Genomic DNA, 25,369 nt, shown 5'->3' with positions numbered 1-25,369 from the left:
TGCGCCCCCTTAAGTGCGGAAAGACAATTCCCGATAGATGTTGACGACGAACTCGATCATCTGCTGCGCCATGCTCGCGACCAGCGTGCCGAGGAAAACGATGATGCCCATGACGGCGACCGTCAGCGCCATCGTCACGATCGTCTTGAGCGCCGTGTATTGATGCACGGTCATCGTGCCGACGAACAGCAGCGCCACGAACCATAGGGAGGCGACGGACAGCATCAGGTAATAGAAGGCCGTCTCCTCCATCACCATGAAGCGGCTGGCGACGGTCATCGGCAGGTAGATCAGCGCCATCGGCACGAGCGCGTAGCCCGTCGCCATGACGATCTCCTTGAATTTCCCTTCCCCGTCCAGAAGCGTCGTGATCGACCAGTTGGAGACGCACCAGAGGAAAAAGGGCACGACGATCGTCAGCAGCTGGACGATGCTGTTGAGCTGCCGGGGATCGTTGTAGTTGACCAGGAATCCGGCATACTGGCTCTGCACGATCGTGGAGACGACGACGAGGCCGAGCACGATCAGCGCGATCCGGACGCGGCCGCGGCCGTCATATTTGAGATCCCAATAGCCGTCGAACGGATGCACGATGAGATGCAGCGGAAAAGACAGGTCGCTTCGCTTCATGCTCAGCCCTCCTTCGCTTTCGATGAAGTCCATGGCGGCGGCGGTCCGGCGGACCGTCCGCCGCGCAGCAGCCTGCGCCCGGCCAGCCGCCAGAGCGCGTACGCGGCGACGGCGGCGAGCAGAATCGTCAGCGCCGTGCCGAAGTGCTCCTTCATCACCTCGCGCCGATATCGCTTGAAGGCGACCGAGTAGGAGTCGCGGTCCATGCCGAGCTCGAAGTACGTCATCGCTTCCTTGTTCTTGCGCTCCATCAGCAGCGACTTGCCGATGCCGATGTAGGCGAGGTCGAAGTTGGCGTTCAGCTTCAGCACTTCCTTCCAGGCGGGAACCGCCTGCCGCTCGTCGCCGGTGTAGTGCAGCCCGGCCGCCTTGTTGACGGCGCTGCCGTACCTCGTCGGGGCATACACCTCGATGCTCGCCCGGCCGCGGTCCAGCACGAGCTGCCGGTCGCCGAGCTGCTCGATCGCCGCCGGCGTCTTGACCGTGCCGCGCTGGCTGCCCTTGCCGCCGTAGATGTAGAGCAGATTGCCTTCATGGTCGTAGGTGAACACCTTGCCCTGGCTGGAGTCCAGCACGCTGTAGAGGCCGCTCTCGCGCACGTTCACGTCGATCATCCGCGACGGCCCCACCGCCGAGCGGTACCGGATATCCCCGGCTACGTCGAAGTAGCCGAAGCGCTTGAGCACGTCGTCCCCGGACGGGTTGAGCCGCTTGATCGGCTCGCGCGAGCCGGGGTCGATGTTCGTCGCGAACAGGAAGCCTTTGCCGTCCATGTCGAGATTGGAAAATTCCGTCGGGACGAACAGCACCATCTGGGCTTTCTGCGCCTTGGTCGAGAGCATCCTCCAGAAATATTCCGCATAGTCCGGAGACACCTTGTTCGTGCCGACATAGCCGATGAACGCTCCGCTGCCGTCGAACTGCATGATGCCCTCGAAAATGCCCTTGGCGACGACATAGACGCGCCCGGCCTTGTCGACGGCCACCTTCAGCGGCGTGAAGGCGAATCCGTCGGGCAGGATGTCGGAGCTCGGCTTCTCGATCGTCCGGATGAAGGCTCCGTCGGCGCCGAGCACCACGATCCGGGAATGGCCGGAATCCGCGACATAGAGCTGCTCGGCCTCGTCCACGTACAGGCCCGTCGGATTGCTGAAGCCGTCCGGCTGTCCGTCCCGCTCGAAGCGGTCGATGACGGACTTCACCCGCCAGTCCCCGTCCACGACGACGATCCGGGCATTGCCGCTGTCGACGATGTAGAGCAGGCCGCGGGCGGATACGGCGATGTCGCTCGGCTCGACGAAATCGCCGACGCCGAGGTCGGCGCCGCTCACGCTCTTCTCCGGCAAGTAGGCGGCCGGAGCCGGCACCGCGTCGCTCCAGGAGTCGTAATTGTAGCTCTCGTACGGCGCCGACTCGGCGAAGGCCGGGCCGGGAAGGCCGAGCGCCAGCAGCGCCGCCGCCGACAGCGAGAGCAGGCACGCATGGAGTTTCATGGACTTCCCTCCTAATCCTTCATTCCCGAGGTGGCCATCGTCTCGATGATCCGGCTCTGGGAGAAGATGAACATCGTGATCGGCACGCTCATGAGGATGAGCGCGACCGCGGCCGCCGCTCCGGCGCGCGCGATGCCGCCGGCGACGATCTGGCCCGCCGCGAAATGCAGCGACTTGAGCTGCTCGCTGTAGATGAAGCCGTTGCCGTCCGTCCCCCACAGAATCTGGAACTGGAGGATGACGAGCGTCAGCCAGGCCGGCTTGACGTTCGGCATGACGATCGTCCAGAAGATGCGGTATTCGCTCGCGCCGTCGATCTTGGCGGCCTCCAGCAGCGAATCCGGGATCTGCTCCATGAACTGCTTCATCAGGTACAGGCCGAGCGAGTAGGCGAACGCCGGCACGATGACGGCCCAGTACGTGTCGATCAGGCCCAGCCACGACAGGATCATGTAGTTGGGGATGGCCGTTACGGCAGGCGTGAACATCAGGGACAGGACGACGATGCCGAACATCGCCTTCTTGCCGGGAAACTTATGCTTGGCGAGCGGGTACGCCGCCGCCGAGGCGAGCACGACATGGCCGAGGATGCCCGCGCCGGTGATGAAGACGGTGTTGAAGATGTAGCGCGAGAACGGCACCCACGAGTTGCCCATCAGGGCGAACAGGTCGACGAAATTGTTGAGCGTCGGATTGCGGACGAACAGCGTCGGCGGGAACAGGAAAATCTCGTCCAGCGGCTTGAAGGCGTTGTTGACGGCATAGACGAGCGGCAGGATCATGAAGCAGCCGAACAGCACGAGCAGCGCGAACAGCGAGATCGTGCCTCCGAGCGAGCGGTTCACCCGCTTGCGGCGAAGCGGCAACGAGAAGTTCACGGCCTCACTCACCTACCTTGCGCAGCAGTTTTTGGACGAGCAGGTTGGCTCCCACCATGATCAGGAACAGCACGGTCGCGATGGAGGACGCATAGCCCATCTCGTATCTCGTCGTGCCGAAGTCCATCAGATGCGTGACGATCGTCGCGGCCGCGTTGTTGACGCTCGGGAATCCGGCCAGCGCGATCGAGACGTCCGCCACGGCGAACGCCGTCGTGATCTGGATGACCGCTCCGAACATCAGCTGCGGCCGCATCGACGGCAGCGTGATGAACCACAGCTCCTGCCAGCGGTTGCGGATGCCGTCGACCGCCCCGGCCTCGTACAGCGTGCGGTCGACGGTCTGGAGGCCGGCGATGAACGCGAGGAAGCCGGTGCCGAGGCTCAGCCACAGCTGCACGAGGATGATGATCGGCAGGATGTAGGCTTCCGTCTTGAGCCATTGGATCGGCTCCAGCAGGATGCCGAGCTTCATGAGCATCCCGTTCATGATGCCGTAGCGGTCCCCGGAGAAGATCATCAGCCAGATGAAGAAGACGTTGCCGGATATCGACGGGGCGTAGAAGACGAGCGTCATGAACGCCCGCAGCTTCGGCGACAGCTCGTTGATGATCCAGGCGAATACGAAGCAGGCCATGTAGCTGACCGGGCCCGTGATGACGGCGAACAGCAGCGTGTTTTTCATCGCGATCAGGAAGACGTCGTCCTCGAGGAAGAGGCGCGTATAGTTCTGCCAGCCGATGAACTTGGGAAATTCCAGCATGTTGAAATAGGTGAAGCTGAGTACGATGGATATGAGCACCGGAAGCACGGTGAACACCGAAAAGAGGATCATGTACGGAGCCAGCATCGCATAGGACTGCCGGCTCGTCTTGACTTCCTTCCATTTCATGCTCCACCAGGTCTGCATGATCGCTTCCCTCCTCTAGCGAGGCAATCCGAATTCGCTGCGCTTCGTCCGGATCTCGTCTTGAATGTATTGGACGTAGTCCATGATCGATTCCCGCGCTTCCACGCCGCCGTTCACGGTCTTGTAGAAGGCGTTGAACAGATGGCGTCCGGTGAAGTAGCCGCCCGGAACCTCGGGAACTCCCTTCACCCACTCGAACTGCCGCTTCAGGCTGGCGTAGTCCTCCGCCGGCCAGGGCAGGCTGTCGAGCGCGGCGATGTTGGCGGTCGGATAGCGGGCGGCGGCTCCCATCAGCCCTTCCATCTCGCGGCCGAACTTCGTCTGCGTCTGTTCGCTCGTCCACCACTTCATGAACGTCCACGCCGCGTCCTTGTCCTGCGCCTTGCTCAGCAGGACGACGCCGCTGCCGCCGCTCGGGACGGAGCGGTCGAGCGATCCGCCGGCTCCGGGCGTGCCGGGGATCGGGGCGAAGCCCCACATGCCGCGGATCTCGGGCGCGAAGACGGACAGCTGGTTGTAGGTCGTATAGTCGGCGATGCCGACGGGCATCTGTCCGGTGCGGAACCGGTTGGCGAAGTCGAATTCCTTCTCCAGCTTGTAGTCGGTGTAGAACTCCGTCCACGCCTTGAACGTCTCGATGCCGGTGCGCGAGTCCAGATCGGACTCCCGGCCGACGTTCCGATAGAACTGGCCGCCGTTCTGATAGAGCAGCGCGGCGTACAGCGAGTTCGGCGGCACGTTCTCCCCCTGCACCGTCCCCTGGACGACGGGCGGCAGGCCGAACTGCATATGGTTCTTGCTCAGCACCGCCAGCATCTCCGAGACGTCCTCCCAGCTCTGCGGCACGCGGAGGCCAAGCTCCTGCAGCACGTCCTTGCGGTAGAAGAGCATGTTGAACGTCTGCGTCTCCGGCAAGGCGTACACCCCGTCGCCATAGCTGTAGGGCACCATCGCGCTCGGGCGGAACCGATCCCGCACGTCCTCGAAGTCGGGGAAGCGGGTCAGATCCTCGGCCGCGTTGCGCATGGCGAAATTGACGGGCAGGTCGTTGCCGATCTGCATCGCGACGTCCGGACCTTGGCCGGCCAGCGTCGCCGGCAGCAGCGTGCCCATGTTCACCAGCTTCAGGTTCACCCCGATGCCGGTCTCGGCCGTGAACGTCTCGTCGATCATCGCCTTGATCGTATTGGCCTGGTCGCGGCCGCTCCCGATCCATACCGTGACGCTGCGCTGCTCGTCGTCCTTCGATACGTTGCCGATCTGGTTGTAATCGGTGAAGAACGAGCTCAGGAACGTCAGCGCCTCATGCTTCAGCTTCGCGCCGAAGCCCATTCCTTTGCGGGGAAGCTCGACGTCCGCGGAAGCGACGTACAGCTCGTCGATCTGCAGCGGCTGCTCGCGCGCCTTCTGCACCCAGGTGCCGAGGCCGCCGGTATTGGTCTTGTAGGCGGCCAGCCGCTTCGGAATCGTATCGGGCTCGCCGATCATCGACTCGAGCTGCTCCGCCATCGTGTCCAGCAGCGCCTCCTGGTCGCCCGAGCCTCCCGACAGCTCGACGATGCGAGCGGAGACGGCCTGCAGCCGGTCGCGCTCGGCCTGCAGCGACTCCATCAAGCCGGGAATCTTGCGGTCGACCTGATAGTCGCGGAACGGGTCCGGCGTATTGCCCGTGATCATCAGAATGCTGCGGTACGCCGCGTTGAGGTTGAACAGGCTGTCCTCGACCTCGCGGATGAGCGGAGCGAACTCGCCGAGCGAGGCGGTCAGCCTCAGCGTCCGCGTTCCCTTTTCCAGGTAGAACAGATACGGCTCCTCGCCGCCGAGCACGTCGATGCGGTAGCCGCTCTTGTAGCGGAACGCCACGTTCTCCATCTCGCGGAACGGCACGACGCCGTCGATGGTCAGCCTGCGGGTCGAGTAGATGCCGCGGACGAAGTTCTGCTTGGACTTGAAGGCGATCCGGTACAGGCCCGTTTCCGGGACGTCGATTTCCCATTCGAGCCATTGGTTCGGGATGCGCCAGTTGTAGCCGCCGATCGCGTTGATGCGGATCTTCGAGCTGCTGTACGGCGTGACCGCGGCGCTCGCCCGCTCGCTGACGGGATACAGCGTCGGGGACGACTTCGCGGATGCGGCCTCTCCCTGCACCGTGACCAGCCGGCCGGACGTCGCCGCCCGTCCCGAGCTCTCCTGCTCGGCGATCCACTCGGAGTAGGTCGGCGGGGACGGCAGCTGATGCAGCCTGAGCTGGCGGATCACCATCGGCTCGCGCGTCGACTCCAGCCGCAGCGTGTGCGTCCCGGCGGAAAAATAAAATTGGAACGGCTCGTTCTCGTAGCCGTCGGAGTCGGCGAACGGCGCCTCGCTCCACCTAGGCGCCTCGCCCTGGTTCGGCCTCAGGTCGTTGTCCTGGTTGTCCCGCTGCACCTGATCCTGCACATTGTCCCAGATCCGGTCGAACTGCAGGAAGCCCGCCTCCCGGAACGGACGCTCCCCGTCGATGGACAAGGCGCGCTCGATCGCCGAGCTTTTGCCCTCGATCGGGTAGTAGAGCAGGCTGATGCGGTACAAGCCTTCCTCCTTGACGTCGAAGGTCCATTCGGCCGCCCCGGACTCGCCGGTCAGCAGCGAGACGCCGTCCATCCCCTCGTAGTCCTGCAGCTGCCGAAAGCCCTCTCCCTCCCAGCGGCTCGCCTGGGCGGCCTGCAGGACGATCTCTTCGCCCGGCGCCTTGGCTTCCTCGTGCTCCGCCAAATAAGCCGCGTAATGACGCTCGCGCATCGCGGCCGCGCCGTGCTCCGCGGACGGCTCGGCCGCGGCGCTCGTGGCGTCAGGCGGCTGCGCCTGCTCCGCCCGGACAGGGGGCAGGCCGAGCGGCAGCAGCAGCGCCAGGCTCAGCGCCGCCGCGGCCAAGCGGACCGGGGCGTTCTTTTTTCGACGATGGCTGATGTTCACCCGAATCCTCCCTTCACGAAAAAAGGGGAGCGCAAGCTCCCCCGTTGCTGGCCGTTCGATGCGGTCAATTGCCGAGTTTGCCGATGGAAGCCTCGGCCTCCGGCTTGTATTTCTGCGCCGAAGCGGTCACCGATTGGCTGTTCACCAGGATGTCCGTCAGGAACTTGCCGGTCGGGTAGTCCGGATACGCGTCCTCGAGCACGATCTGCCCCTTGCCGTTGATGTTGTCCTTCATCATCATGATGTCTTCCTCATGATTGTACTGGCCTTCCAGCCATTCCTGCCCCGGGAAGTCCTCGGTCTGGGCGATGTCGAACGTCTCTTCGTAGATCTTGTAGACGAGCTGGGGATCCTTGACCCCTTTCGGAATGAACTTGGCCGCGCTGCCGCTGTCCGCGAAGGTGAACTTGTCGCTGCCGTGAGGGCCGACCGGGAACGGCACGACGCCGAAGTCGAACGGCAGCTCGCTATTGACCGCCCAGATCGGCGCCGGGAACATCGCGACGTCGCCGTCCTTGAACGTGTTGAACTCCTCGTAGTTCATCCGGTCGCCCGTCTTGTTCTTGACGACGTTCTCGACGTTGTAGAGCTTGTTGACGAATTCGACGGCCTCGATCGTGTTCGGATTCGTGAAGCCCTCCGCTTTGTTCTCGGGGTCGACGAAGGCCCCGCCGTTGGCGGCGACGAAGTTGCGGGCGATGTCGATCGACCAGCCCGAGAAGCCGTACGTGTCGGTCTTGCCGTCGTTGTCCGTGTCCTTGGTCGCCTGCTTGGCGATCTCCAGGAATTTGTCCCAGTTCCACTGTCCGCTGGCGTACAGCTCCTGCAGGTCCGGCAGGCCCAGCTTCTTGAACAGGTCGCGGTTGTAGTGGATGCCGGAGCCGGCCATGCCCGGATTGTCGAAGCCGTACTCCTGTCCGGCGATCGCCGGCGTCCGCACCATCAGCTTCTTTTCCTGGTTGATGTCGTCCTCGGGAGAGGTGAACTCGTCGACCTTCAGCAGCTGGCCCTTGAGCGCCGCCGGCAGCGCCGACTTGTATTCCATCTGCATGATGTCGGCGAACGGCTCGCCGGTCAGCACCGTCGCCGTGAACTTCGGCATGTACTCCTCGAACGGAACGTTGACGAACTCGATCTTGACGTTGTATTTCTTCTCGACTTCCGCGATCTTCGCCAGCCGCTCCTTCTCCGAGGCCGTGTTGCCGGCCGGCTTGAGATCCCACCAGGCGGCGAACTTGAGGACGCGTCCGCCCAGGTCAGGCGGAGCCGCCTCCGGCGCCGCCGTCTCAGCCGGAGCCGCGCTGGCGGCCGGCTCGCTGCCCGGCGTCGCGGCCGCTCCGTTCGTCGCCGCTCCGCCTCCGTTGTTGCCGCTGCATGCGGACAGCAGCAGCGTGAGGCTCATCCCCAGCACCAGGCCCATCTTCGGTCTTCTCTTCATCCCGAACCCTCCCAAAATGATTGATGAATGCGCGCCATCCTTTTTGAAGCGCTTGCAAACCTCGTGGAACAAAAACGCCTTTCCGGCCCTTTTTGTTATCATCCCCTTAGGTTTTGTTATTTTTATTTTCATAACGGATCATAATTCTTAAATTTGGAAAGGTCAAGATAAATTTTGAAAACGCTTTATATGGGTCTGGCATCCAAGTTTAGAACCGTCGGAACCCCTTTAAGGCAGGAAGCTTTTAGGTTGCGCGAACGCCCTGGCAATGGTATGTTGTTAACATAACAAAATGTTATTTAATCTCGTTTTTATTAGGAGACGGGAGAAGCAGAAGCTGGATAAGGATGAGGATGATACGATGCGGGGCAAAGTGACCATTCAAGAAATCGCAGATCAGACCGGCCTATCGAAATATGCCGTATCGCGGGCGTTGTCGGGCAAGCCGGGCGTCAGCACGCAGACGAGGGAAATGATCTTGAAGACAGCGGGAACGATGGGATATTTCAAGGAGCCGGTCGCCGTTTTCAACGAGCTGGTCGACCTCGACGTGCGGACCTGGTCCGGAACGATCCTGGTGCTGTTCCCCAACGTCCGCCACCAGAACCGCGAATCCTCCTACTGGGGGCCGATCTTCGAAGGCATCTCCGCGAGCCTGAGCAAGAAAAAAATCAATATCCTGACGCTGACGGAGCCGCAGGACGAGTCCATGTTCTCCTTGCTCAACCCGGAAGGAATCATGGGCATCCTGACGATCGGCAACGTCTCGACATCGACGCTGTTCGACATCCGCAAGCTGAACATTCCGATCGTCATGGTCGATCATCTCGATCCGAGCTTCAACTGCGACACGGTGTTCACCGACAACTTCGCCGGCATGCGGGAGATGATGAACGCGATGATCCATCGCGGGTACCGGAAGTTCCAGTTCATCGGCAACATCAAGGATGCCCACAGCTATCGGGAGCGCTGGCTGGAATTCAACGCCTCCCTGGCAGAAAGCGGCATTCCGCAGGAGCAGCTGCCCGCCCTGCTCGACCACCGGCTGGATGAGTTCTACGCGACGCTCGAGGAGACGTTCGCCTCGCGCGAGCTGCCGGAAGTGTTCGTATGCGCCAACGATTTCTACGTCAACTACACGATCGAGTCGTTCGAGCGGATCGGGATTCCGATCGACGGCAAGGTCGTCTTTACTGGATTCGACCATGTCAACCCTCCTCCGTCCTGCAAGGCGACCATCAGCGTGAACGAGGAGCTGCTGGGCAAGCGGGCGGTCGACCAGCTGCTGTGGCGGATTCTGAATCCGAGCTCCAGCTATGAACGGAAGCTGCTGCGGGGAGATCTGGTGCTGAAGGACTGACCGGCAGCTGCCGCCGCAGAGCTCCCCAAGCCGAGGAAAGCCAAACAAGGACCGGCCGCCTGTTCGTTCCAGGCTTCCGGTCCTTGCTCTGTCTTCTTTCTTCCGCCCCTCAGGGGCTATCCTGGCCCGATTATTTCCGGCTTTGTCCTTTTGCGTTGACGCGATCCTTCACCCCGTCTTCAGCTCGTTGCGGTAGGCGGTCGGAGACTTGCCCTCGACCTTTTCGAACTTGCAGATGAAGTAGTCCGGATTGTCGAAGCCGACGCAGCGGGCGATCTCGTACACCCGCTTCTCCGTCTGCCGCAGCAGCAGCTTCGCCTGCTGGATGCGCAGCTGGAGCAGATAGTCGTTGAAGTAGACGCCGTAGCTCTTCTTGAACAGCTGGCCGAGATAGACCGGGTTCAGGTAAAAGCGGGCGGCGATGCTCTTCAGGCTGATCTCCTCGTGGAACCGGCTGTCGATGTACTGCTTGATGCGGGCGATGTCTCCCTTGGCGCCGCTGCTGCGCAGCCGGCTGGTCAGCTCCCGGCTCTCCTCGACGAACGCGGCGAACCGCTCCCGCAAGCCGTCCGGCGACAGCGGCCGGTCGCGCCAGGCGAGCAGCGGCTCGAGCGAGCGCAGCTCTTTCTCGTCGCCGCCGAGCGAGCGGATGGCGGCGATGGCGCCGAAGGCGAAGCGGCTGATCGCGTGATGGACCGCATCGGGCGCGAAGCGCTGCTCCCGGAAGCGCTCGAAGATGCGCCGCACCGCCTCCTGCCGAAGCAGCGGGTCGCCGTCCTCGAGCCGCTCGTTCAGCGCGGCATGCTCGCTCGGATCGAACTCCATCCGCCGCAGCTCCTCGCCCCGCAGCGCGCTGCGGCACAGCGCGCGCCGCTCCGGATAGGCGAACCGGTACTGCATCGCCTCCATCGCCTCCTGGCGGGAGACGCGGAGACCGGCCGCCGACTCGGCCTGGCCGCCCGCATAGACGGTGAACGGCCGCCCGAGCCGGCTGCCGAGCCGGGCGGCCAGCCGCTCGGCCAGCCCTTCGAGCGTCGTGCCGGCATCGGCCGGAGCGAGATGCACGGCTAGGCCGTACAGCCCCGGCCGCGGCCGGTCGACGCAGCTCGGATCATGCTTCAGGCCGAGCGAGGCCGCGGCCGCGGAAATGGCCGCGCCGAGGCTGTCCTTCGCCTCGACATCCTCCACGGCCGACTCGGCGCTCAAGGCCGGGCAGTGCGCCTCGACGAGCAGATAGCCGCAGGCAGCGGACTGCGGCACGCCGAGCAGGCGGGCGTACTCCGCTCCCGCCTCTGCCGGCGCGTCGCCGCGCAGCAGCTTGTCGAGCGCGGCGCGGACCGGCGGGACGGCCGCGCCGGGATCGCGGGATTCCTTTTCGATCTGTCCGGCCAGCTCCCGCAGCGCTCCCGTCACCTCGCCGTCGTCGACCGGCTTCAGGATGAAGTCGCGGACGCCGAACTTGATCGCCTGCTGGGCGTAGGCGAAGTCGCCGTAGCCGCTGACGATGATGAACTTGACGCTGTCGTTGCCCTGCTCGCGCACCGAGCGGATCAGCTCCAGCCCGCTCACCTCCGGCATGCGGATGTCGGTGATGACCAGATCCGGCGACAGCTCGCCGATCAGGCGCAGCGCCTCCTCGCCGTCCTCCGCCTCCCCGCATACCTCGAAGCCGCAGTCCTCCCAGTCGATCATCGTCCTCAGTCCTTGCCGCGCATACCCCTCGTCGTCGACCAGCATGACCTTGTGCATGGCAATACCTCCTCCGTAGGAATGGGAATGGGATCCGCCCGGCGGCCTCCCGCCCGAGCTCGGCCGTCGTCTGCCGGCGCGGCCGCTTATGCGCGCTCCGGCATCCAGATCCGGTAGCGCCCGCTCAGCGCCAGCATGGCGAACAGGTACAGGCAGTTGTCGTAGTAGCGACGCTCCCCGGTGCGCACCGGCGTCTCCCAGAAGCGGCGCGCCGTCTCCAGCGCCAGCTCTCCTTCAGCGGCCAGCGAAGCGGCGGCGTTGGTCGCGAGCAGGCCGACCGGATGAAGCGATTTTTCCTCGAACGGCGTGCCGTCGATATGATAGCGCCGGTAGTCTTCCGGCTCCTTGTCCGCGAAGAACGACTGGATGCGGCCGGCGATCGCCGGCTGCTCCGGATCGGCGCGGAACCATTCCCAGTCGAGGCCGATGTTGGCCGCGACGCGGTAGGCGTCGCTGAAAAACTTGCCGTAGCCGCGCTCGTCGTTGGGCGTGCCGTCGTAATGGGCGTATTCCGGCGCCAGCCCCGTCTCGGGATGGCAGGAGAGGCGGATGTACGCCCGGCTCGCCGCCGCGGCCTCCTGCCAGAACGGCCGGTCGGCCGGGTCGGCCCACAGCGCGAACAGCTCGTAGAAATGCGGCAGGTGGTAGGACGGGTCGCTGAACTCGCAGTTCGGAACGAACTTGATCAGCTTGTTGTCCGGGTTCCACATCGGGTCGCCGACGCCGTCCTCGCCTTTGTGGATGCAGACGCTCAGCAGCTCCCGCGCCTTGACGCCGTAGTCGAGCGGATGCTCGCCGTCGCCCCAGCGATGCGAGGCGAACAGCAGCGCGAGCGCGTAGTACTCCTCGCCGTCGGGAGCGGGGCCGTTCGAGTTGCGCGTGCCGTCCGGCAGGCAGGACCAGGCGAAGTAGCCGGCTCCCGGTCCTTCTTTCATATGCATGTACTGCCAGCTCCAGCGCCAGATGCGGTCGAACACGTCCTTCTGGCCGAGCTGCACGGCCATCATCATGCCGTACGACATGCCCTCGGTGCGCACGTCGAGATTGCCCGTATCGAGCAGGTAGCCCATCCCGTCGTCCGTCTCGTAGTAGATGCGCGTCTCGTCGCCGTCCTCGAACAGCTCTCGCCACGTCTGCGCAAGCCGCGCGGCGATCTCTTCCTCTCCGTAGCCCGCCTCGCGGAATACGCTGCGGTACGTTCCGGTGTGGAACGCTCCAGCCTTCGTGCCCGTGCCCGCTTCCGTCATGCCGATTCCCCCTCAGATGATCTGGATTCCGTCCCGCTCGTTCAAAAAATGGACCGGCACGCCCGGCAGCAGCCTGCCGATCCGCTCCGCCGCCAGCTCCATGCCCGGCTGCTCGCTCGCGGCGTGCCCGACGTACAGCAGCGCGATCCGGCGCCCGAGCCGGACCGCGTCCCGCACGTACTCCGGCGCCTCCCACTCCGGGCCTTCGCCCGCGAGCAGCAGCTCCGCTCCATGCTCCTCGTACAGCCGTGCGGCGAGCTCGCCGCCGCCGCGATAGCCGACCGTGACCGCAACCGTCCGGCACGGATGCGCCAGGTCGCCCGCCGCGCGCACGCCGCTTGCGCCGAGCCGGCGCTTGGCAAGCTCCGCCGCCGCGGCCGCGCTCAGCGGCTCCGGCAGCCGGATGATCGTCGCCTCCGGCAGCGTCCGGATGACGGCGTCCTCCCAGCCGAGCCGGCGCACGAGCCCTGCCGTGATGACGTCCGGCCGCAGCCGGTGCGGACCGTCATGCCAGCGGCAGACGGCGATGCCGCTCGCCTCGATCCGGCGGCGCTTCGCCTGCGCGGCCTCGCTGGCCGCCGTCCATGCGGCATCCGCTTGGTGGCTGAAGTAGAGCCCTTCATGGGCGACGAGCAGGTTCGCGCCGACGTCCCCGGCCCGCTCCAGCGCGTCCAGCGATGCGGCGAACGAGACGGCGACGCCAGTCAGCGTCCGCTGCGGATCGCCGGCCAGCAGGCCGTCCGCGCCGGCGGACAGAGGCGCGCTGCCGGCTCCGGCGGCCGAGCCGCCTGCTGCCGGATGACCGAGATTGCCCAGGCTGTCGGACCCGGCGGCCGAGCCGCCTGCTGCCGGCTCGCCGAGCCGGGCTTCGTCCAGCTCTAGTTGCAGCAGCCGGCGCACGGCCTCGCCGATCGTCCATGTCATGGGCGGTCCCTCCTTGTGCTCATCTTCACCGCTCGACTTTCGCCGTCGCGGCGCTGCTCAGTGCCGTTTTTACCACCGAGGAGCGCGCTCGCTGCGAAGGTCCAGTCCGTAAATTCAGTCCGTAAATTCAGTCCGTAAATCCAGTCAGTAGATCCTGCGGCCCCGTTCGTCCGGAATGCCGCTCTTGCGCCAGAAGTAGGTGTTGAGTACGTCGCGCCACTCGCGCGCATGCTCCGCCTGGTGGCGGAACCGCTCCAGCGTCTCGCTGTACGCCGGCTCCGGCACATGGCCGCGCAGCGACTCCCAGTCCGCGAGCAGCCCCTGCGCGCGCTCCGCTCCCTCGAAGCGGGAGTCGTAGATATGCTGGATGACCGTCTTGCCCGAGCGCAGCCGATGCGTGTACGGCACATGGTGGAAAAACAGCAGCAGCTCGTCGGGCGTCGTCTCCGGCGACTCGTACAGGCGGGCGACCGGCTCGGCATACTGCGCCGCGTAGCCGGTGCCGCTCGCGGAGCTGCGGTCGACGCCGATGCCGTCGCGGTCGGCGAAGTGGTACGTGCCCCACATCGAATACTCGTAGCCGTCGACGTCCGGGCCGTAATGATGGTTCGGCTTGACCATCCAGCCGACGCCGAGCGGAGCCGTGTACGACTCGTAAATGCTCCAGGACCGCGCCAGCATGCCGCAGACGACGTCGGCCGCCTGCGGGCGGTCGCCGAGCGTCAGCTCCGCCCACTCGCGCGCGATCTGCTCCGCGGACAGCTCCGGCTGCCAGGCGAGGCGCCCGAAGCCGTACAGGTTCGCCTGCGCGAGCAGATGCCCGGTCCAGTTGGCGTCGTCCCCGATGTTGGAGACGGCGGCGAGGCCTCCCGCCGGACGGCCGTGCAGCTCGCCGCTCGCGATCCGCTTCACGGTCGAGCCCTCGCCCTTCAGCCGGGTGTCGAAGTCGAGCGCTTCCTTCCACTGCGGCACGAGGTAGCACAGATGGCGCTGCTGGCCCGTGTACTCCTGCGCGATCTGGAATTCCACCAGCAGGTTCGTGCGCGGCACCGCCCCGATGAGCGGCGACACCGGCTCGCGGACCTGGAAGTCCATCGGGCCGTTCTTCACCTGCAGGAACACGTTGTCCTTGAAACGGCCGTCCAGCGGCTTGAAATGGTCGTACGCCGCGCGCGCCCGATCGGTGCCGCGATCGCGCCAGTCCTGGCGGCAGTCGTAGACGAAGCAGCGCCAGATGATACGGCCGCCATGCGGCGCGAGCGCGTCCGCCAGCATGTTGGCGCCGTCCGCATGGTCGCGGCCGTAGGTGAACGGACCCGGCCGGAACTCGGAGTCGGCCTTGACGAGAAAGCCGCCGAAGTCCGGGATGTGCCGGTAGATGCGGTCCGCCGCCTCGCGCCACCAGCTCCGCACGCCCTCGTCGAGCGGATCGGCCGTGTCCAGGCCGCCGCCCTCGACCGGCGCGGCATAGTTGACGCTCAAGTACAGGGAGATGCCCCAGCCGCGCAGGATGCCGGCCACGGCCGCGACGCTCGGCAGATCCTCCTCGCCGATGAAGCGCGTCTCGCGGGCATGCACGTTGACGTTGTTGATCGAGAGCCCGTTGATTCCGGCCGAGGCGAGCAGGCGGGCGTAGTCGCGGATGCGCGTGCGGTCCGGCACGAACTCCCCGTCCAGGTAAAAGATCGAGCGGCCTGCATAGCCGCGCTCGACGCTGCCGTCGGCGTTGTCCCACTGGTTGACCATGCGCAGCGCGTTGGCCGGCCGCTCGGCGACGTCGAGCCCGGCGAGCGGCGCGCCGGAGCGCAGCAGGCGGCGCAGGTGGAACGCGCCGTACAGCACGCCGGCCGGGCCGGAGCCGGCGACGACGAGCAGGCCGCCGCGCTCGACGAGCCGGTAGCTCTCGCCTGCCGGATCATCCGGCAGGCCGTCCGCGGCATCGGCCGCCTCGGCGCAGCCCGCCGGCGTGCCGAGCACGATGCCGCGTCCGTCCTCGGGCGGCAGGCCCGGCTGCGGCTCCCGGCCGGTCAGGCCGATCGCCGCGGCGCGCAGCTCCGCCAGCGCGGCGGCGATCGGCGCCGCCGGCTCGGGGGCGTGGAGGAATTCCATCCACGCCCGAGCCTGCCGCCGGGCGTCGCCGCTCGCCGGCGGCGCTCCAAGCCAGGCGTCGTAGCCGCTGCCCGGCTCAGCCTGCGCGGCTTGCCGCATCGCGCTCGCCTCCTTCCGCCGCGAGCGCGCGGCTGCCGCTCTCGCGCAGCCACAGGATCGCGGTCACGCCGCGCGGATAATATTTGCTGCCGATGATCTCGCCGGCGAGAATCTGGTCGCTCCACGCCCAGTACGACAGCTCCGGATGCTTGAGCCAGGCGGCGTGGGCCGCGTCGGCCGCCGCCCCCTGCTCCTCCCACGGGAGGCCGAGAATCTCGCGGGCGATGAACTGGCAGAGGTAGATCTTGCTCAGCCAGGAGTTGTCGCTCGTCGATGACAGCTTCCAGCCGCCGTCCGGGAACAGGCAGGTCCCTTCCTGCAGCACCGTCGCCAGATGCGTCCGAAGCGCCGCCAGGTAGACGGAGAAGCGTCCGTTCGGATCGAGCGCGTCCCGCGCTCCCGTGAAGTACGGGAACACCAATCCCTCGATCGCCGGGATGATGCGCGAATCGTTGTTCTCGCCGATGACGGCGGGGATGTAGCCGCGATCGTTCAGCTGCGCCGCGATCGTCGCCGCCGCGCGATCCGCCTGGGCGCCCGCCTCGGCCGCGAGGCCGGCGAGCCCTTCGGCGGCGAGGCGCTTCTCGAGCGCGACGTACACCGCCCAGCATTTGCCCGCCATATAGATGTTGTTGCGCGACTGGCCGAGCGACACGTCGAGGCTGTCGTAGGTCGTAATCTCCGCTCCGCCGTCGGTGCGCGAGCTGTCGAGGCCCATCAGCCCGTTCCGCAGCGACGGGTCCGGATGGTCGCGGCGCAGCATGCTTTCGAGCCCGTCCTGCAGCACCGGCAGCGCGCGCTCCAGGAACTCGCGGTCGCCTGTCTGCTCCAGGTAGACGAGGGCGCAGCAGAGCCAGTTGACGAGCTCCTCGTGGCTCATGTAGGAGAAGCAGCCGTCGATGCCCGCCAGCTCGTAGGCCGAGCGGCCCGGCGGCGAGAAGACGTTGGCGACGCCCATGTCATGGGTGAAGGCGATGCCGCCCGGATGCTCCTCGGCGTCGCCGGGGAAGCGCACCGTATCCCGGTAGCTGTAGCGCTTGACGAACCAGTCGAGCTCGTTGCGCACCGTCCACGGGTTCAGCTCCAGCTCGAAGAACAGCTGGTCCGCCGTCAGGTCGAGCGTGTTCATCATCCGGTACTCGCCCTCGTTGACGATCCACATCGGCTCGCCGTCCACGTCCAGCAGCTGCGTGCTGCCGTAGTAGCTGTGGATCGCGTGGTCCAGCATGAACCGCTGGTCGGCCGACAAGCCGTCCCCGCTCCAGCGCGCCTCGGCGGCGCGGCAGGAGGCGGCGAGCTCCTCGTAATGCTCCAGCGCATAAGCCGCGACGTCCTCGATGCGGCCGAACCAGCGCGTATACAAATAGGAAGCGTCCAGTCCCGACGTCGCGATGCCGCCGCGGTAGAAGCAGACCGCGAAGCGGAACGTGCGCCGCTCGCCCGCCGGCGTGTCGAGCAGCAGCGCGCCCGTGCCGCCGAGCCCGAACGTCAGATGCTGCTCGTGGCGCGCGGTCAGGATGCTCTCCATCGAGAAGCCGAAGCCGGTGCGCACGCCCGGAGCATGCGGCGCCGCGATGGCCGTGATGCGTCCTTGGCCGACGCCGGAGAAGCCGTCTCCCTCGACAGGGCGCATCGCGCTGTACGGATCGTTGCCCTCGTAGCCGAAAAACGCCCGGCGCGGGATGCGGCCCGCCGTATTGTCGACCGTCAGCTCCGCGAACACGGCCGGCACGAGCGCCGCCTTCAGCTCCTCCTCCGAGGCCGCCGCCGGGTCCGGCACCGGACGGACCGGCGACAGGATGCGGAACGTCAGATCGCCCGCCTCCCAGACGTCTTCCCCGGCGGACAGGCTGCGGCCGATCTCGGCGAAGGCGAACGGCTGCAGCAGGGACGGGCCGCCTGCGCCTTTCTTCTCGACGTCGTAGCGCGCGGCCTCGTCGCCGAGCGCGCCGTAGAACGGCAGCGCCTCATAACGCGAGCCGTCGCGCGACTGGAGGCCGATGTAGACGTTCTGGTCGGCCGGCCGGCCGAGCTCGAGGCCGAGTCCTCCTTTGGCGCCGGGATAGCCGAGCGTGAAGCTGGCGAAAGCTCCGATCGGAGCGTGATGAGCATTGTAGAACCGGTTGTCGGACAAGCGGGACAGCCCCTTCCTTGAAAGCGATTACGTTTATCCTAACACGGCATGGATAGGGCGGAAATGGTCAAATCCGGCGACTATTTACCCAAATCAAGCCAAGCCGTATACTGAAAAAAAGGGCCGCGGCCCAAGGAAGGAAGAATCGCCAATGGCTGACGCCGCTGCGGCTCCTGGCGGAGGAGCCGTCCTGTCCGAGACGATGTTCGCGGATGTGAAGACGACGCTGAACCTGTTCGGCATCCACCGGCGCGAAGTGCGCGGGGACTGGTCCTATCCGCCGCATCAGCATCCCCAGTACGAGATCAACTTCCTGCTCGCGGGCAGCCAGATCATGACGGTCGGCGGGCGCGAGCTCGTCCAATCGCCCGGCGACCTGCTGCTCATCCGTCCGGGCGAGCTGCACAGCAGCCGCAGCGGCGACGGCCTGCCGTTCGACTACTTCTGCCTGCACTTCGACCTCGACGACCGGCTGTTCCTGCCGCTGCTCGGACGGCTCGACCAGACGCTGTTCCGCGCGGAGAGCGAGCTGGCCCGCAAGGCGAGCCCGGTGCTGCGCAAGATGCTCGAGCCCGGCCAGGGCGGCGGCCCCAGCTCGGTCGCCGCGCGGATGCGGCTGCAGGCGGCCGCGTTCGAGCTGTTCGCGATGCTGTGGGACGCGATCACGGCCGAATCGCTGCTGCTCCCCCGCGCCTCGTACGCCAAGGAGGAGCTGGCGCAGGAGATCGCCTCCCGGCTGCAGGGCGCGGCGAGCCTGAACTTCCGGCATGCCCGCGGACCGGGGGCGGGCGGCGCGAGCGCGGCCAAGGGCGGCGAGGGCGAGGAGGATGAGGCCGAGGGCGACGGACCGGGCGGCCTGCGGCGGATCGCCGCCGAGCTCGGCATCAGCGCCTCGCATTGCGGACGCGTGTTCCGCGAGGTGTACGGCCAATCGCCGCGGGCGTACTGGTCCTCGCTCGTGCTGCATGAATCCAAGCAGCTGCTCGCGGATTCCCGGCATTCGATCCAGATGATCTCCTCGGTGCTGGGCTATCGCGACATCGCCCATTTCAGCCGCCAGTTCAAGCGCTGGACCGGCCTCTCCCCGTCCGCCTATCGCCGGCTTCATCTGCATAGTTCCGACAGCGGCGGCACAGACTAACTCCCGAATAGCACTTTCTGCCAAGGGAGGTTCTGCCATGCCGGCATTGCTCGCCAGCCTTCATAAGTGGACCGTCGACGAGCCGGCTCGCTCCTTGAACAAGGAGCTGGCGCTCCTGTTCGCCGATGCCCACGACTATATATGCGTCAAGATCGGCGAGGACGGCGGCCGGGAAGTATGCCTGTGCTACCTGTCCACGCTCGCCTCGCCCGCCAAGCTCCGCTTCGTCGTCTCCGAGGAGGCGGGCACGCTGGAATCGCGGCTCAGCCAATACGAAGGCACCGCGCTCCAGGAAGCCCAGGCGGACAGCGCCGAGCACGCCATCTGCCTCGGCATGGCGGTGCTCTGCATGGAGGGCTCCTCGCACGGCCTCGTGCTCAACCTGCATAAGGTGCAGCAGCGCAGCCTCAGCTCGCCGTTCACCGAGAACGTGCTGCAAGGCCCGCTGTATGCGTTCAACGAGAACCTGGAGGTCAATACGGCGCTCGTGCGCCAGCGATTCCGCAGCTCGAAGCTCAAGTGCCTGGTCTCGGATATCGGCACGGCCACCCGCACCAAGGCGGCCGTCATGTATGCCGAGGACAAGGTCGATCCGGACTGCCTGCAGCGCGTCCAGGACGCGCTGGACGGACTGGACGTGCAGAGCGTGCAGGACACCGGAGAGCTGCTCCGGCTGATCGACACGAAGCGCTGGGCAAGGCTGTTTCCGAAGGCGGTCTTGACCGAGCGGCCCGACCGCGTCAGCAGCGACCTGCTCCGCGGCAAGATCGCGATCCTGCTTGACGGCACGCCTTTCGCGCTGCTGCTGCCTGCGGTCTACACCGATTTCTGGCATTCGCCCGAGGACAGCTATGTCAATCCGTTCGTCTCGGTGTTCCTCAACGCGCTGCGCTTCCTGGCGATGTTCTGCAACCTGACGCTGCCCGCGCTCTACATCGCCCTCACCTCGATCAACGTCGACGTGAACCGGCTGGAGATCAGCCTCGCCGCGGCCGCCAGCCGGGAGGGCGTCCCGTATCCGGTGTTCATCGAGACGATGCTCATGCTCATCATCATCGACTTCATCACGGAGGCGGGCACCCGGCTGCCTCAGGCGATCAGCGCCACCGTCACGATGGTCGGCGGCGTCGTGCTCGGCCAGGCGATCATCCAGGCCAATATCGTGAGCAACCTGCTCGTCATCATCGTGGCGGCGACCGCAATCACGAACTTCATCGTCATCGACTATCAGATGGGGCTCGTGCAGCGCATCCTGAAGTACTTCGTCTGCATCGGCGCCGCTGTCGCCGGCCTGCTCGGCATCGTCTTCTGCCTCATCTGCCTCGTCTTCTACCTCAGCTGCCTGGAATCGTTCGGCACGCCTTATTTGACGACGATGCTGAAGAAGAAAGGCGGGGGAGCATGACGAAGCAGCCTAAACGGTCCGCTTACGCCTACTTCTGCCTGTTCAGCCTCTATTTCGGAGCGGCGGGCGGCTTCCTGTATCCGAGCCTGGTCATCAACAGCACCGATGGAGCGCTGTGGCTCCCGATTCTGCTGTGGGCTGGCGCATCCGCCGCCAGCTGCCTGCTCTACGTCCGTCTGCTCCGCGGGCTGAAGGGCCAGCCGCTCTTGCCGTACGCGCGCGGCCTGCTCGGACCCGCAGCCGCGTGGCTGCTCACGTTTCCCTTGCTTCTGTTCGCTTTCGGAGCCGTCATCGTCATGCTCCGCTCGTTTTCCGAGCTGGTCACGATGACGCTGCTGCCGACGACGCCGATCTCCTTTCTCGACGGCATGATCGTGCCGGCGGCGCTGCTGGCCGCAGCCGGCCTGCCGCCGATCTTCCGCGCGGCGAGGCTGCTGTTCCTGCTCGCCTTCACCATCCTGCTGTTCCTGCTGCTCGTCGGCTTCATCAACACGCATCTGTACTACGGCGGGCCTTGGCTGAGGCCGGAACCGGCCTTTCTGCTGAGCGGGGACTTCTACGGCGGCTCCTTTCTGTGGATGGGCTTCGCGTTCGTCGCGCTTTGCGGCAGCTACGACGCCGAAGAAAGCCGGGCGTACCGAAAGGGCTATCTGCTGGCGCTCGGCGTAGGCACGGCGCTCGTACTCTCGTTCGTCTACTTGCCCGTCCTGACCTTCGGGCGGGAGCTGAGCTCGAACCTGACGTTTCCGTTCGTGACCAAGATGGACTCCGTCTATCAGTATTGGATCGTTTTCGAAAATCTGACGTCGATCTTCCTGTCGGCGACGATGTTCTGCCTCCTGGTCGTCATGGCGCTCAAGCTGCGGACGATCGGCAGCGTCGCTCACGGGCTGTGGCCGAAGCTCCCCGTGAGCAAGCTCGTCCTGACGGCAAGCGCGGTCGTCTTCGCCGTGGCGACGTGGATTCCGGAATGGCGCATCATCGAGAGCTGGTTGTTCAACAGCCTGGTCATCCGGATGTATGTGATGTTCGCCTTTCCGCTGCTGCTGCTTGCCGCAGGCAAAAGGAAGACTGCGAAGGAGGAGTCCAAATGAAGCCGATAAACCCGACCGCCTCGCCGGCGTCGGAACGGCGCCGGGAGCAGGCGCAAGGACGGAAGGAGCAGGGAAGGGCGAAGGCGCTGGCGCGGCTGCGGACGGCATGGAGCGGGACAGCGGCGCTGCTGCTCCTGCTGGCGGCCGGCGGCTGCTGGGACTCCAAGGATGTCGACAACCGCTTCCTCGTCGGGGCGATGGGGCTGGACGCGAAGTCGCCCGAGCGGCTGGAGGTGTGGTTCCGAGTCCCGGTGACGAGCCCTATGGGCGGCGGCCACAAGAGCTCCTTCTTTGCCGTCAGCCAGGAAGGGAGCACCGTCATGGACGCGGTCAACAGGGTGCAGTATAAGCTGCCCAAGGCGATCGACGTCTCCTCGACGCGCGCCCTGTTTCTGGACGAGCAAAGCGCCCAGTACGGCCTGCTCCCTTACCTCGAGTTCGCGGTGAGGGAGCGCACGGTGCCGCTCGATGCCGTCGTGGCCGTCGTCGAGGGCGGCATGAAGCGCATCTTCGAAAGTCCGAATCCGGCAGGCGAGCTGGCCGGCATCTACACGAAGCTTTATTTCGAGCCGTATGCCGGAGGCATCCCGCGCAAGAACAAGACGATGCTGTGGGAGGTGTACGCGAAGCTGCACAACCCGATGCACGCCAATCTCATCCCGGTGCTCCGCCAGGAGAAGAAGGATTTCATCCAGACCGGCAACGCCTTTTTCCGGAGCGACCATATGGCAGGCAGGCTGACGATGGACGAGTCGCTGCTGTACGAGATGATGACCAAGCGTCTGACCGACTCCGAGATCGTGCTCATGAGCCGCTCCGACCTCAACATCGTCCATAACAAGACCCGTGTCCGGAGCCGGCTCGTAGGCGGCAAGCCCCGCGTCGAAGCGGAGATCTCGCTGTCGGTCTCCCTGCTCGACAAATCGCATTCCAAGCGGCGCAGCGAGGACGAGATCAAGGAGGAGCTCGCCGAGCAGCTCGATCAGCTGAGCAAAGGCTTGATCGCCAAAACCCAGAAGGCGGGGTCCGACATCTTCGGCTTCGGCAACCGGTTCCGCGACCGCATCAAGCCGGATCAGTGGCCGGATCTGTACCGGCAGGGCGACATCCGCTGCACGTTCAAGATCGAGATGCGCAATACGGGACTGGAGTTTCTGCGGGCCTGACGCTTCGCCCCGGGCTGGGGCTCATTCGATAAAGATCACGGGCTTGCGCGCAGCGTCCAGGCGGGCCAGCAGCTTGAGCAGGGCGCTTTCCGACAGCGCGACGCAGCCTGCGGTCGGCTGGTCCGCTCCACGCCACAGATGGAGAAAAATCGCGCTGCCCTTGCCGGGCACGACCGGCTGCTCGTTGTAGCCGATGACGACCGCGTAGCGGTACAGCGGCTGACGCAGCCGCTCGAACGAGGCCCATTCCGCCTTCGGCCCCGTTTCCGAGCGGATCCAGCGGTTGTAGTCGGGCGAGGCCGGGTCGTCGACCCAGAAGTCCGAGCCGTCCGTCTTTGTGTAGGGGAGGCGCAGCCCGGGCGGCTTGCCGGCGGAGCCGAACGCTTTTCCGAGCGGATAGAGGCCGGACGGCGTGCGGCCGTCTCCTTCCTTCATCTTGCCGATGCCGCTTCTCCCGACGACCGCCGGCGCCTTGCCGAGCGTGCGGAGCCACTTGCCGTCCTGCCTTTCATAAAAGGAGAAGGAGGCCCGGAACGAGTCCGGCCCCGCCGCGTCGATGACGACGACCTGGCTGGAGCCCTGCTTCTCGGCCTGCGCCTTCCACCCTGCGGACGCCGCCGCTTGCGCCGTCCCTCCGCCCGCCAGCAGCCCGGCCAGCATGATCGCCAGCGCGCGTCCGGCTCCGCCGTTTCCTGTTCGCTTCATGCGCCTCGCTCCTCTGCTCCTCTTTTCCTCTTCGTACCCGGATCCAAAGGTTCCCCAAACGCGGCCGCGCCATCCCTCGGCAGCCGTCGGAGCCTTTGCGGCAGCATAATCGGGAGGGATGGCGCGGGCTTTTTTTTCGCCGGACATTCCGATAGACTGATCGAGATGGCCTTGCAGCGAAGCCTGCGCAGGTCGAAGCCAGAGAGGAGCCTTTCGATGACTACGTTCGACAACCCGCCTTCTTTCGAGGGCATCGCTTCCGAAAAATGGGATCTCCACAAAGGCAAGGACATCCTGCCGATGTGGGTCGCCGACATGGACTACGCCGCGCCGCCGAGCGTGCTGGACGCGCTCGCGCGGAGGATCGGCAGAGGCGTGCTCGGCTATACGAGCGTCACGCCCGAGTACAAGCAGGCTGTCGCCGGCTGGATGTCCCGCCGCCACGGCTGGCAGGCGCAGCCGGAATGGGTGCGCTTCTGCCCCGGCGTCGTCGTCTCGCTGTCCGTCATCGTCCGCGCCTGCACGCAGCCCGGGGATGCCGTCGTCATCCAGCCTCCCGTCTACCCGCCGTTCCGCTCCGTCGTCGAGGACAACGGACGCGAGCTCGTGCTCAACCCGCTGCTGCGCGGGGACGACGGCCGTTACGAGGTGAACTTCGCCGAGCTGGAGGAGCAGCTCGCCGAGGAGCGCGTCAAGCTGCTGATCCTGTGCTCCCCGCATAATCCCGTCGGGCGCGTTTGGTCGCGTGAGGAGCTGCTGCGGCTCGCCGAGCTGTGCGCGCGCCACGGCGTGCTCGTCGCTTCCGACGAGATCCATGCGGACCTCGCATACGAGCGGTTCGTGCCGTTCGCCTCGATCTCGGAGGAGGCGGCCGCGCTGGCGCTCCTCTGCACGTCGCCGAGCAAGACGTTCAACATCGCGGGCATGAATACGTCCAACATGATCATTCCGAATCCGCAGCTGCGCGCGGCCGTCACCGCCGAGCTGAAGCGAGGCGCGCTCGCCTCGCTGTCCGCGCTCGGACACGCGGCCGTCCTTGGAGCCTACAACGGCGGCGAGGAGTGGCTCAAGGAGGCGCTCGCGTACATCCGCGGCAACCAGCAGTACCTCGCCCAGGAGCTTCGCCGCTCCGCGCCCGAGATTTCCGCCTCCGTGCCGGAGGGGACGTACCTGCTCTGGCTCGACTGCCGCGGCCTCGGCCTCGCGGAGCCGGAGCTGCACCGCTTCTTCCTCGAAAAGGCCCGGATCCAGCTCAGCCCCGGCTCCTCGTTCGGCGAGGGCGGCTCCGGCTTCATGCGGCTCAATGCCGCCTGCAGCCGGGCGACGGCCGAGGAGGCGGCGCGCCGCATCGCCGCCGCCGTGCAGGAGCTGCGCGCCTCGCGCTAGCGGAGGCGGGCCAGGCGGCGGAGCGCTCTGGAGGCGGGGCGACGGCCGTATTGTACCATCGGCATGAGCGGTCCGCTGGCCGCTCTTCCGTCGGCAGGACGGTCCGGGTGCCGCTCTTCCGTTGGCAGGAGCGGCTCTGGCCGCCGCTCTTCCTTTTCGCGCGGCAGATGCCTCCGGCCGGCTGGAAGACGCTGCGTCGAAAGGCTTGCCTGCGGGTATGAATACGGGAGCCGAGCGCCCGAAAACGACTTGGCGGCGACTGTCACAGCCTCGCCATAATCCGGCGAGAATGCCCCTTGCGTCCCCTGATGACGGATGGTAAGATAAAGCCATCAAGACATTGTGATTAATTTCACAACATCTCTGACACCGACGATTCTGCTTCTTTCGCTCTTCGGTCCGTCCCGACGCGAAGGCTCTCCCTCTCTCAAGAGTCCCAGGGAAGCAGGATCGTCTCCCTTTCGCCCAACATTGTGATTAATTTCACATAATGAGCGAAGCGCAGCTCCTGCAAGCAGCGGCGGCAGCAAGAAGCAAGCCGCAAGA

The 25,369-nt window shown here is 65.7% G+C and carries 18 protein-coding genes; 6 read left to right on the top strand and 12 right to left on the bottom strand.

What is annotated here, in order from left to right; translation table 11 throughout:
• Positions 1–9 precede the first annotated feature (9 nt).
• The 6 genes from B8V81_RS15740 to B8V81_RS15715 all read right to left on the bottom strand — a co-directional run bounded on the left by B8V81_RS15740 (position 10) and on the right by B8V81_RS15715 (position 8,304).
• Positions 10–630: a Yip1 family protein gene (locus B8V81_RS15740; RefSeq protein ID WP_028600427.1), complete on the bottom strand. Its 621-nt coding sequence runs from the start codon at positions 628–630 to the stop codon at positions 10–12.
• A 2-nt stretch (positions 631–632) separates the two neighbouring features.
• Complete coding sequence (locus tag B8V81_RS15735) at positions 633–2,123, bottom strand: NHL repeat-containing protein (protein WP_052333581.1); 1,491 nt, start codon at positions 2,121–2,123, stop codon at positions 633–635.
• Positions 2,124–2,134: 11 nt separating this feature from the next.
• Positions 2,135–3,001 (bottom strand): carbohydrate ABC transporter permease, encoded by an 867-nt coding sequence (locus B8V81_RS15730; protein WP_028600426.1) that lies wholly within the window; start codon positions 2,999–3,001, stop codon positions 2,135–2,137.
• Between the two features lie 4 nt (positions 3,002–3,005).
• A complete protein-coding gene (locus tag B8V81_RS15725) occupies positions 3,006–3,911 on the bottom strand; it encodes a carbohydrate ABC transporter permease (protein WP_043111862.1) in 906 nt (301 codons plus the stop codon).
• A gap of 15 nt (positions 3,912–3,926) precedes the next feature.
• The gene (locus tag B8V81_RS15720; protein ID WP_244912771.1) at positions 3,927–6,866 is read right to left on the bottom strand and encodes an extracellular solute-binding protein; all 2,940 of its coding nucleotides are present in this window, start codon (positions 6,864–6,866) and stop codon (positions 3,927–3,929) included.
• Positions 6,867–6,930: 64 nt separating this feature from the next.
• The gene (locus B8V81_RS15715; protein WP_101808703.1) at positions 6,931–8,304 is read right to left on the bottom strand and encodes an ABC transporter substrate-binding protein; all 1,374 of its coding nucleotides are present in this window, start codon (positions 8,302–8,304) and stop codon (positions 6,931–6,933) included.
• A 361-nt stretch (positions 8,305–8,665) separates the two neighbouring features.
• Here B8V81_RS15715 and B8V81_RS15710 point away from each other — a divergent pair, with 361 nt between their 5' ends.
• Positions 8,666–9,664: a LacI family DNA-binding transcriptional regulator gene (locus B8V81_RS15710; RefSeq protein ID WP_028600423.1), complete on the top strand. Its 999-nt coding sequence runs from the start codon at positions 8,666–8,668 to the stop codon at positions 9,662–9,664.
• A 168-nt stretch (positions 9,665–9,832) separates the two neighbouring features.
• On the opposite strand, the gene B8V81_RS15705 is transcribed toward B8V81_RS15710, so the two are convergent.
• From B8V81_RS15705 to B8V81_RS15685, 5 genes are all read right to left on the bottom strand, one after another.
• Positions 9,833–11,413, bottom strand: a complete 1,581-nt coding sequence (locus tag B8V81_RS15705) for a response regulator transcription factor (protein WP_101808702.1) — start codon at positions 11,411–11,413, stop codon at positions 9,833–9,835.
• Positions 11,414–11,499: 86 nt separating this feature from the next.
• The gene (locus B8V81_RS15700) at positions 11,500–12,660 is read right to left on the bottom strand and encodes a family 8 glycosyl hydrolase (protein WP_101808701.1); all 1,161 of its coding nucleotides are present in this window, start codon (positions 12,658–12,660) and stop codon (positions 11,500–11,502) included.
• 12 nt (positions 12,661–12,672) lie between these two features.
• Complete coding sequence (locus tag B8V81_RS15695; protein WP_101808700.1) at positions 12,673–13,584, bottom strand: Nif3-like dinuclear metal center hexameric protein; 912 nt, start codon at positions 13,582–13,584, stop codon at positions 12,673–12,675.
• A 144-nt stretch (positions 13,585–13,728) separates the two neighbouring features.
• Entirely contained in the window at positions 13,729–15,792 is a 2,064-nt protein-coding gene (locus tag B8V81_RS15690) for an alpha-glucuronidase family glycosyl hydrolase (RefSeq protein WP_101808699.1), read from the bottom strand.
• Positions 15,770–17,926: a glycoside hydrolase family 52 protein gene (locus B8V81_RS15685; protein WP_028600418.1), complete on the bottom strand. Its 2,157-nt coding sequence runs from the start codon at positions 17,924–17,926 to the stop codon at positions 15,770–15,772. Before B8V81_RS15685 ends, B8V81_RS15690 begins: the two co-directional genes overlap by 23 nt.
• A gap of 151 nt (positions 17,927–18,077) precedes the next feature.
• Between B8V81_RS15685 and B8V81_RS15680 the strand changes: the two genes are divergently transcribed.
• The 4 genes from B8V81_RS15680 to B8V81_RS15665 are packed head-to-tail and all read left to right on the top strand — an operon-like array spanning position 18,078 to position 22,732.
• On the top strand, positions 18,078–19,067 hold the full coding sequence (locus B8V81_RS15680; RefSeq protein ID WP_028600417.1) for a helix-turn-helix domain-containing protein: 990 nt from the start codon (positions 18,078–18,080) through the stop codon (positions 19,065–19,067).
• 37 nt (positions 19,068–19,104) lie between these two features.
• Positions 19,105–20,472, top strand: a complete 1,368-nt coding sequence (locus B8V81_RS15675) for a spore germination protein (RefSeq protein WP_052333579.1) — start codon at positions 19,105–19,107, stop codon at positions 20,470–20,472.
• The gene (locus B8V81_RS15670; RefSeq protein WP_028600416.1) at positions 20,469–21,566 is read left to right on the top strand and encodes a GerAB/ArcD/ProY family transporter; all 1,098 of its coding nucleotides are present in this window, start codon (positions 20,469–20,471) and stop codon (positions 21,564–21,566) included. Before B8V81_RS15675 ends, B8V81_RS15670 begins: the two co-directional genes overlap by 4 nt.
• Positions 21,563–22,732, top strand: a complete 1,170-nt coding sequence (locus B8V81_RS15665) for a Ger(x)C family spore germination protein (RefSeq protein ID WP_101808698.1) — start codon at positions 21,563–21,565, stop codon at positions 22,730–22,732. Before B8V81_RS15670 ends, B8V81_RS15665 begins: the two co-directional genes overlap by 4 nt.
• A gap of 21 nt (positions 22,733–22,753) precedes the next feature.
• Here B8V81_RS15665 and B8V81_RS15660 read toward each other — a convergent pair whose 3' ends face one another.
• On the bottom strand, positions 22,754–23,437 hold the full coding sequence (locus B8V81_RS15660; RefSeq protein ID WP_240479068.1) for a L,D-transpeptidase family protein: 684 nt from the start codon (positions 23,435–23,437) through the stop codon (positions 22,754–22,756).
• A 216-nt stretch (positions 23,438–23,653) separates the two neighbouring features.
• On the opposite strand from B8V81_RS15660, the gene B8V81_RS15655 reads away from it, so the two are divergent.
• Positions 23,654–24,823: a MalY/PatB family protein gene (locus B8V81_RS15655; protein ID WP_028600413.1), complete on the top strand. Its 1,170-nt coding sequence runs from the start codon at positions 23,654–23,656 to the stop codon at positions 24,821–24,823.
• Positions 24,824–25,369: the final 546 nt, after the last annotated feature.

Origin of the sequence: Paenibacillus pasadenensis (genome assembly GCF_002864175.1) — a bacterium.
Classification (GTDB): domain Bacteria; phylum Bacillota; class Bacilli; order Paenibacillales; family Paenibacillaceae; genus Paenibacillus_O; species Paenibacillus_O pasadenensis.
The sequence above is the reverse complement of the archived record's forward strand: the minus strand, read 5'-3'. Positions and strand labels throughout refer to the sequence as shown.

What these genes read in the sequence shown, in the direction of transcription:
- B8V81_RS15695 (WP_101808700.1), bottom strand. Translation starts at nt 13,584, where the DNA reads ATGACATGGACGATCGGCGAGGCCGTGCGCCGGCTGCTGCAACTAGAG.
- B8V81_RS15705 (WP_101808702.1), bottom strand. Translation starts at nt 11,413, where the DNA reads ATGCACAAGGTCATGCTGGTCGACGACGAGGGGTATGCGCGGCAAGGA.
- B8V81_RS15725 (WP_043111862.1), bottom strand. Translation starts at nt 3,911, where the DNA reads ATGCAGACCTGGTGGAGCATGAAATGGAAGGAAGTCAAGACGAGCCGG.
- B8V81_RS15735 (WP_052333581.1), bottom strand. Translation starts at nt 2,123, where the DNA reads ATGAAACTCCATGCGTGCCTGCTCTCGCTGTCGGCGGCGGCGCTGCTG.
- B8V81_RS15660 (WP_240479068.1), bottom strand. Translation starts at nt 23,437, where the DNA reads ATGAAGCGAACAGGAAACGGCGGAGCCGGACGCGCGCTGGCGATCATG.
- B8V81_RS15700 (WP_101808701.1), bottom strand. Translation starts at nt 12,660, where the DNA reads ATGACGGAAGCGGGCACGGGCACGAAGGCTGGAGCGTTCCACACCGGA.
- B8V81_RS15655 (WP_028600413.1), top strand. Translation starts at nt 23,654, where the DNA reads ATGACTACGTTCGACAACCCGCCTTCTTTCGAGGGCATCGCTTCCGAA.
- B8V81_RS15665 (WP_101808698.1), top strand. Translation starts at nt 21,563, where the DNA reads ATGAAGCCGATAAACCCGACCGCCTCGCCGGCGTCGGAACGGCGCCGG.
- B8V81_RS15715 (WP_101808703.1), bottom strand. Translation starts at nt 8,304, where the DNA reads ATGAAGAGAAGACCGAAGATGGGCCTGGTGCTGGGGATGAGCCTCACG.
- B8V81_RS15680 (WP_028600417.1), top strand. Translation starts at nt 18,078, where the DNA reads ATGGCTGACGCCGCTGCGGCTCCTGGCGGAGGAGCCGTCCTGTCCGAG.
- B8V81_RS15710 (WP_028600423.1), top strand. Translation starts at nt 8,666, where the DNA reads ATGCGGGGCAAAGTGACCATTCAAGAAATCGCAGATCAGACCGGCCTA.
- B8V81_RS15740 (WP_028600427.1), bottom strand. Translation starts at nt 630, where the DNA reads ATGAAGCGAAGCGACCTGTCTTTTCCGCTGCATCTCATCGTGCATCCG.
- B8V81_RS15690 (WP_101808699.1), bottom strand. Translation starts at nt 15,792, where the DNA reads ATGCGGCAAGCCGCGCAGGCTGAGCCGGGCAGCGGCTACGACGCCTGG.
- B8V81_RS15670 (WP_028600416.1), top strand. Translation starts at nt 20,469, where the DNA reads ATGACGAAGCAGCCTAAACGGTCCGCTTACGCCTACTTCTGCCTGTTC.
- B8V81_RS15675 (WP_052333579.1), top strand. Translation starts at nt 19,105, where the DNA reads ATGCCGGCATTGCTCGCCAGCCTTCATAAGTGGACCGTCGACGAGCCG.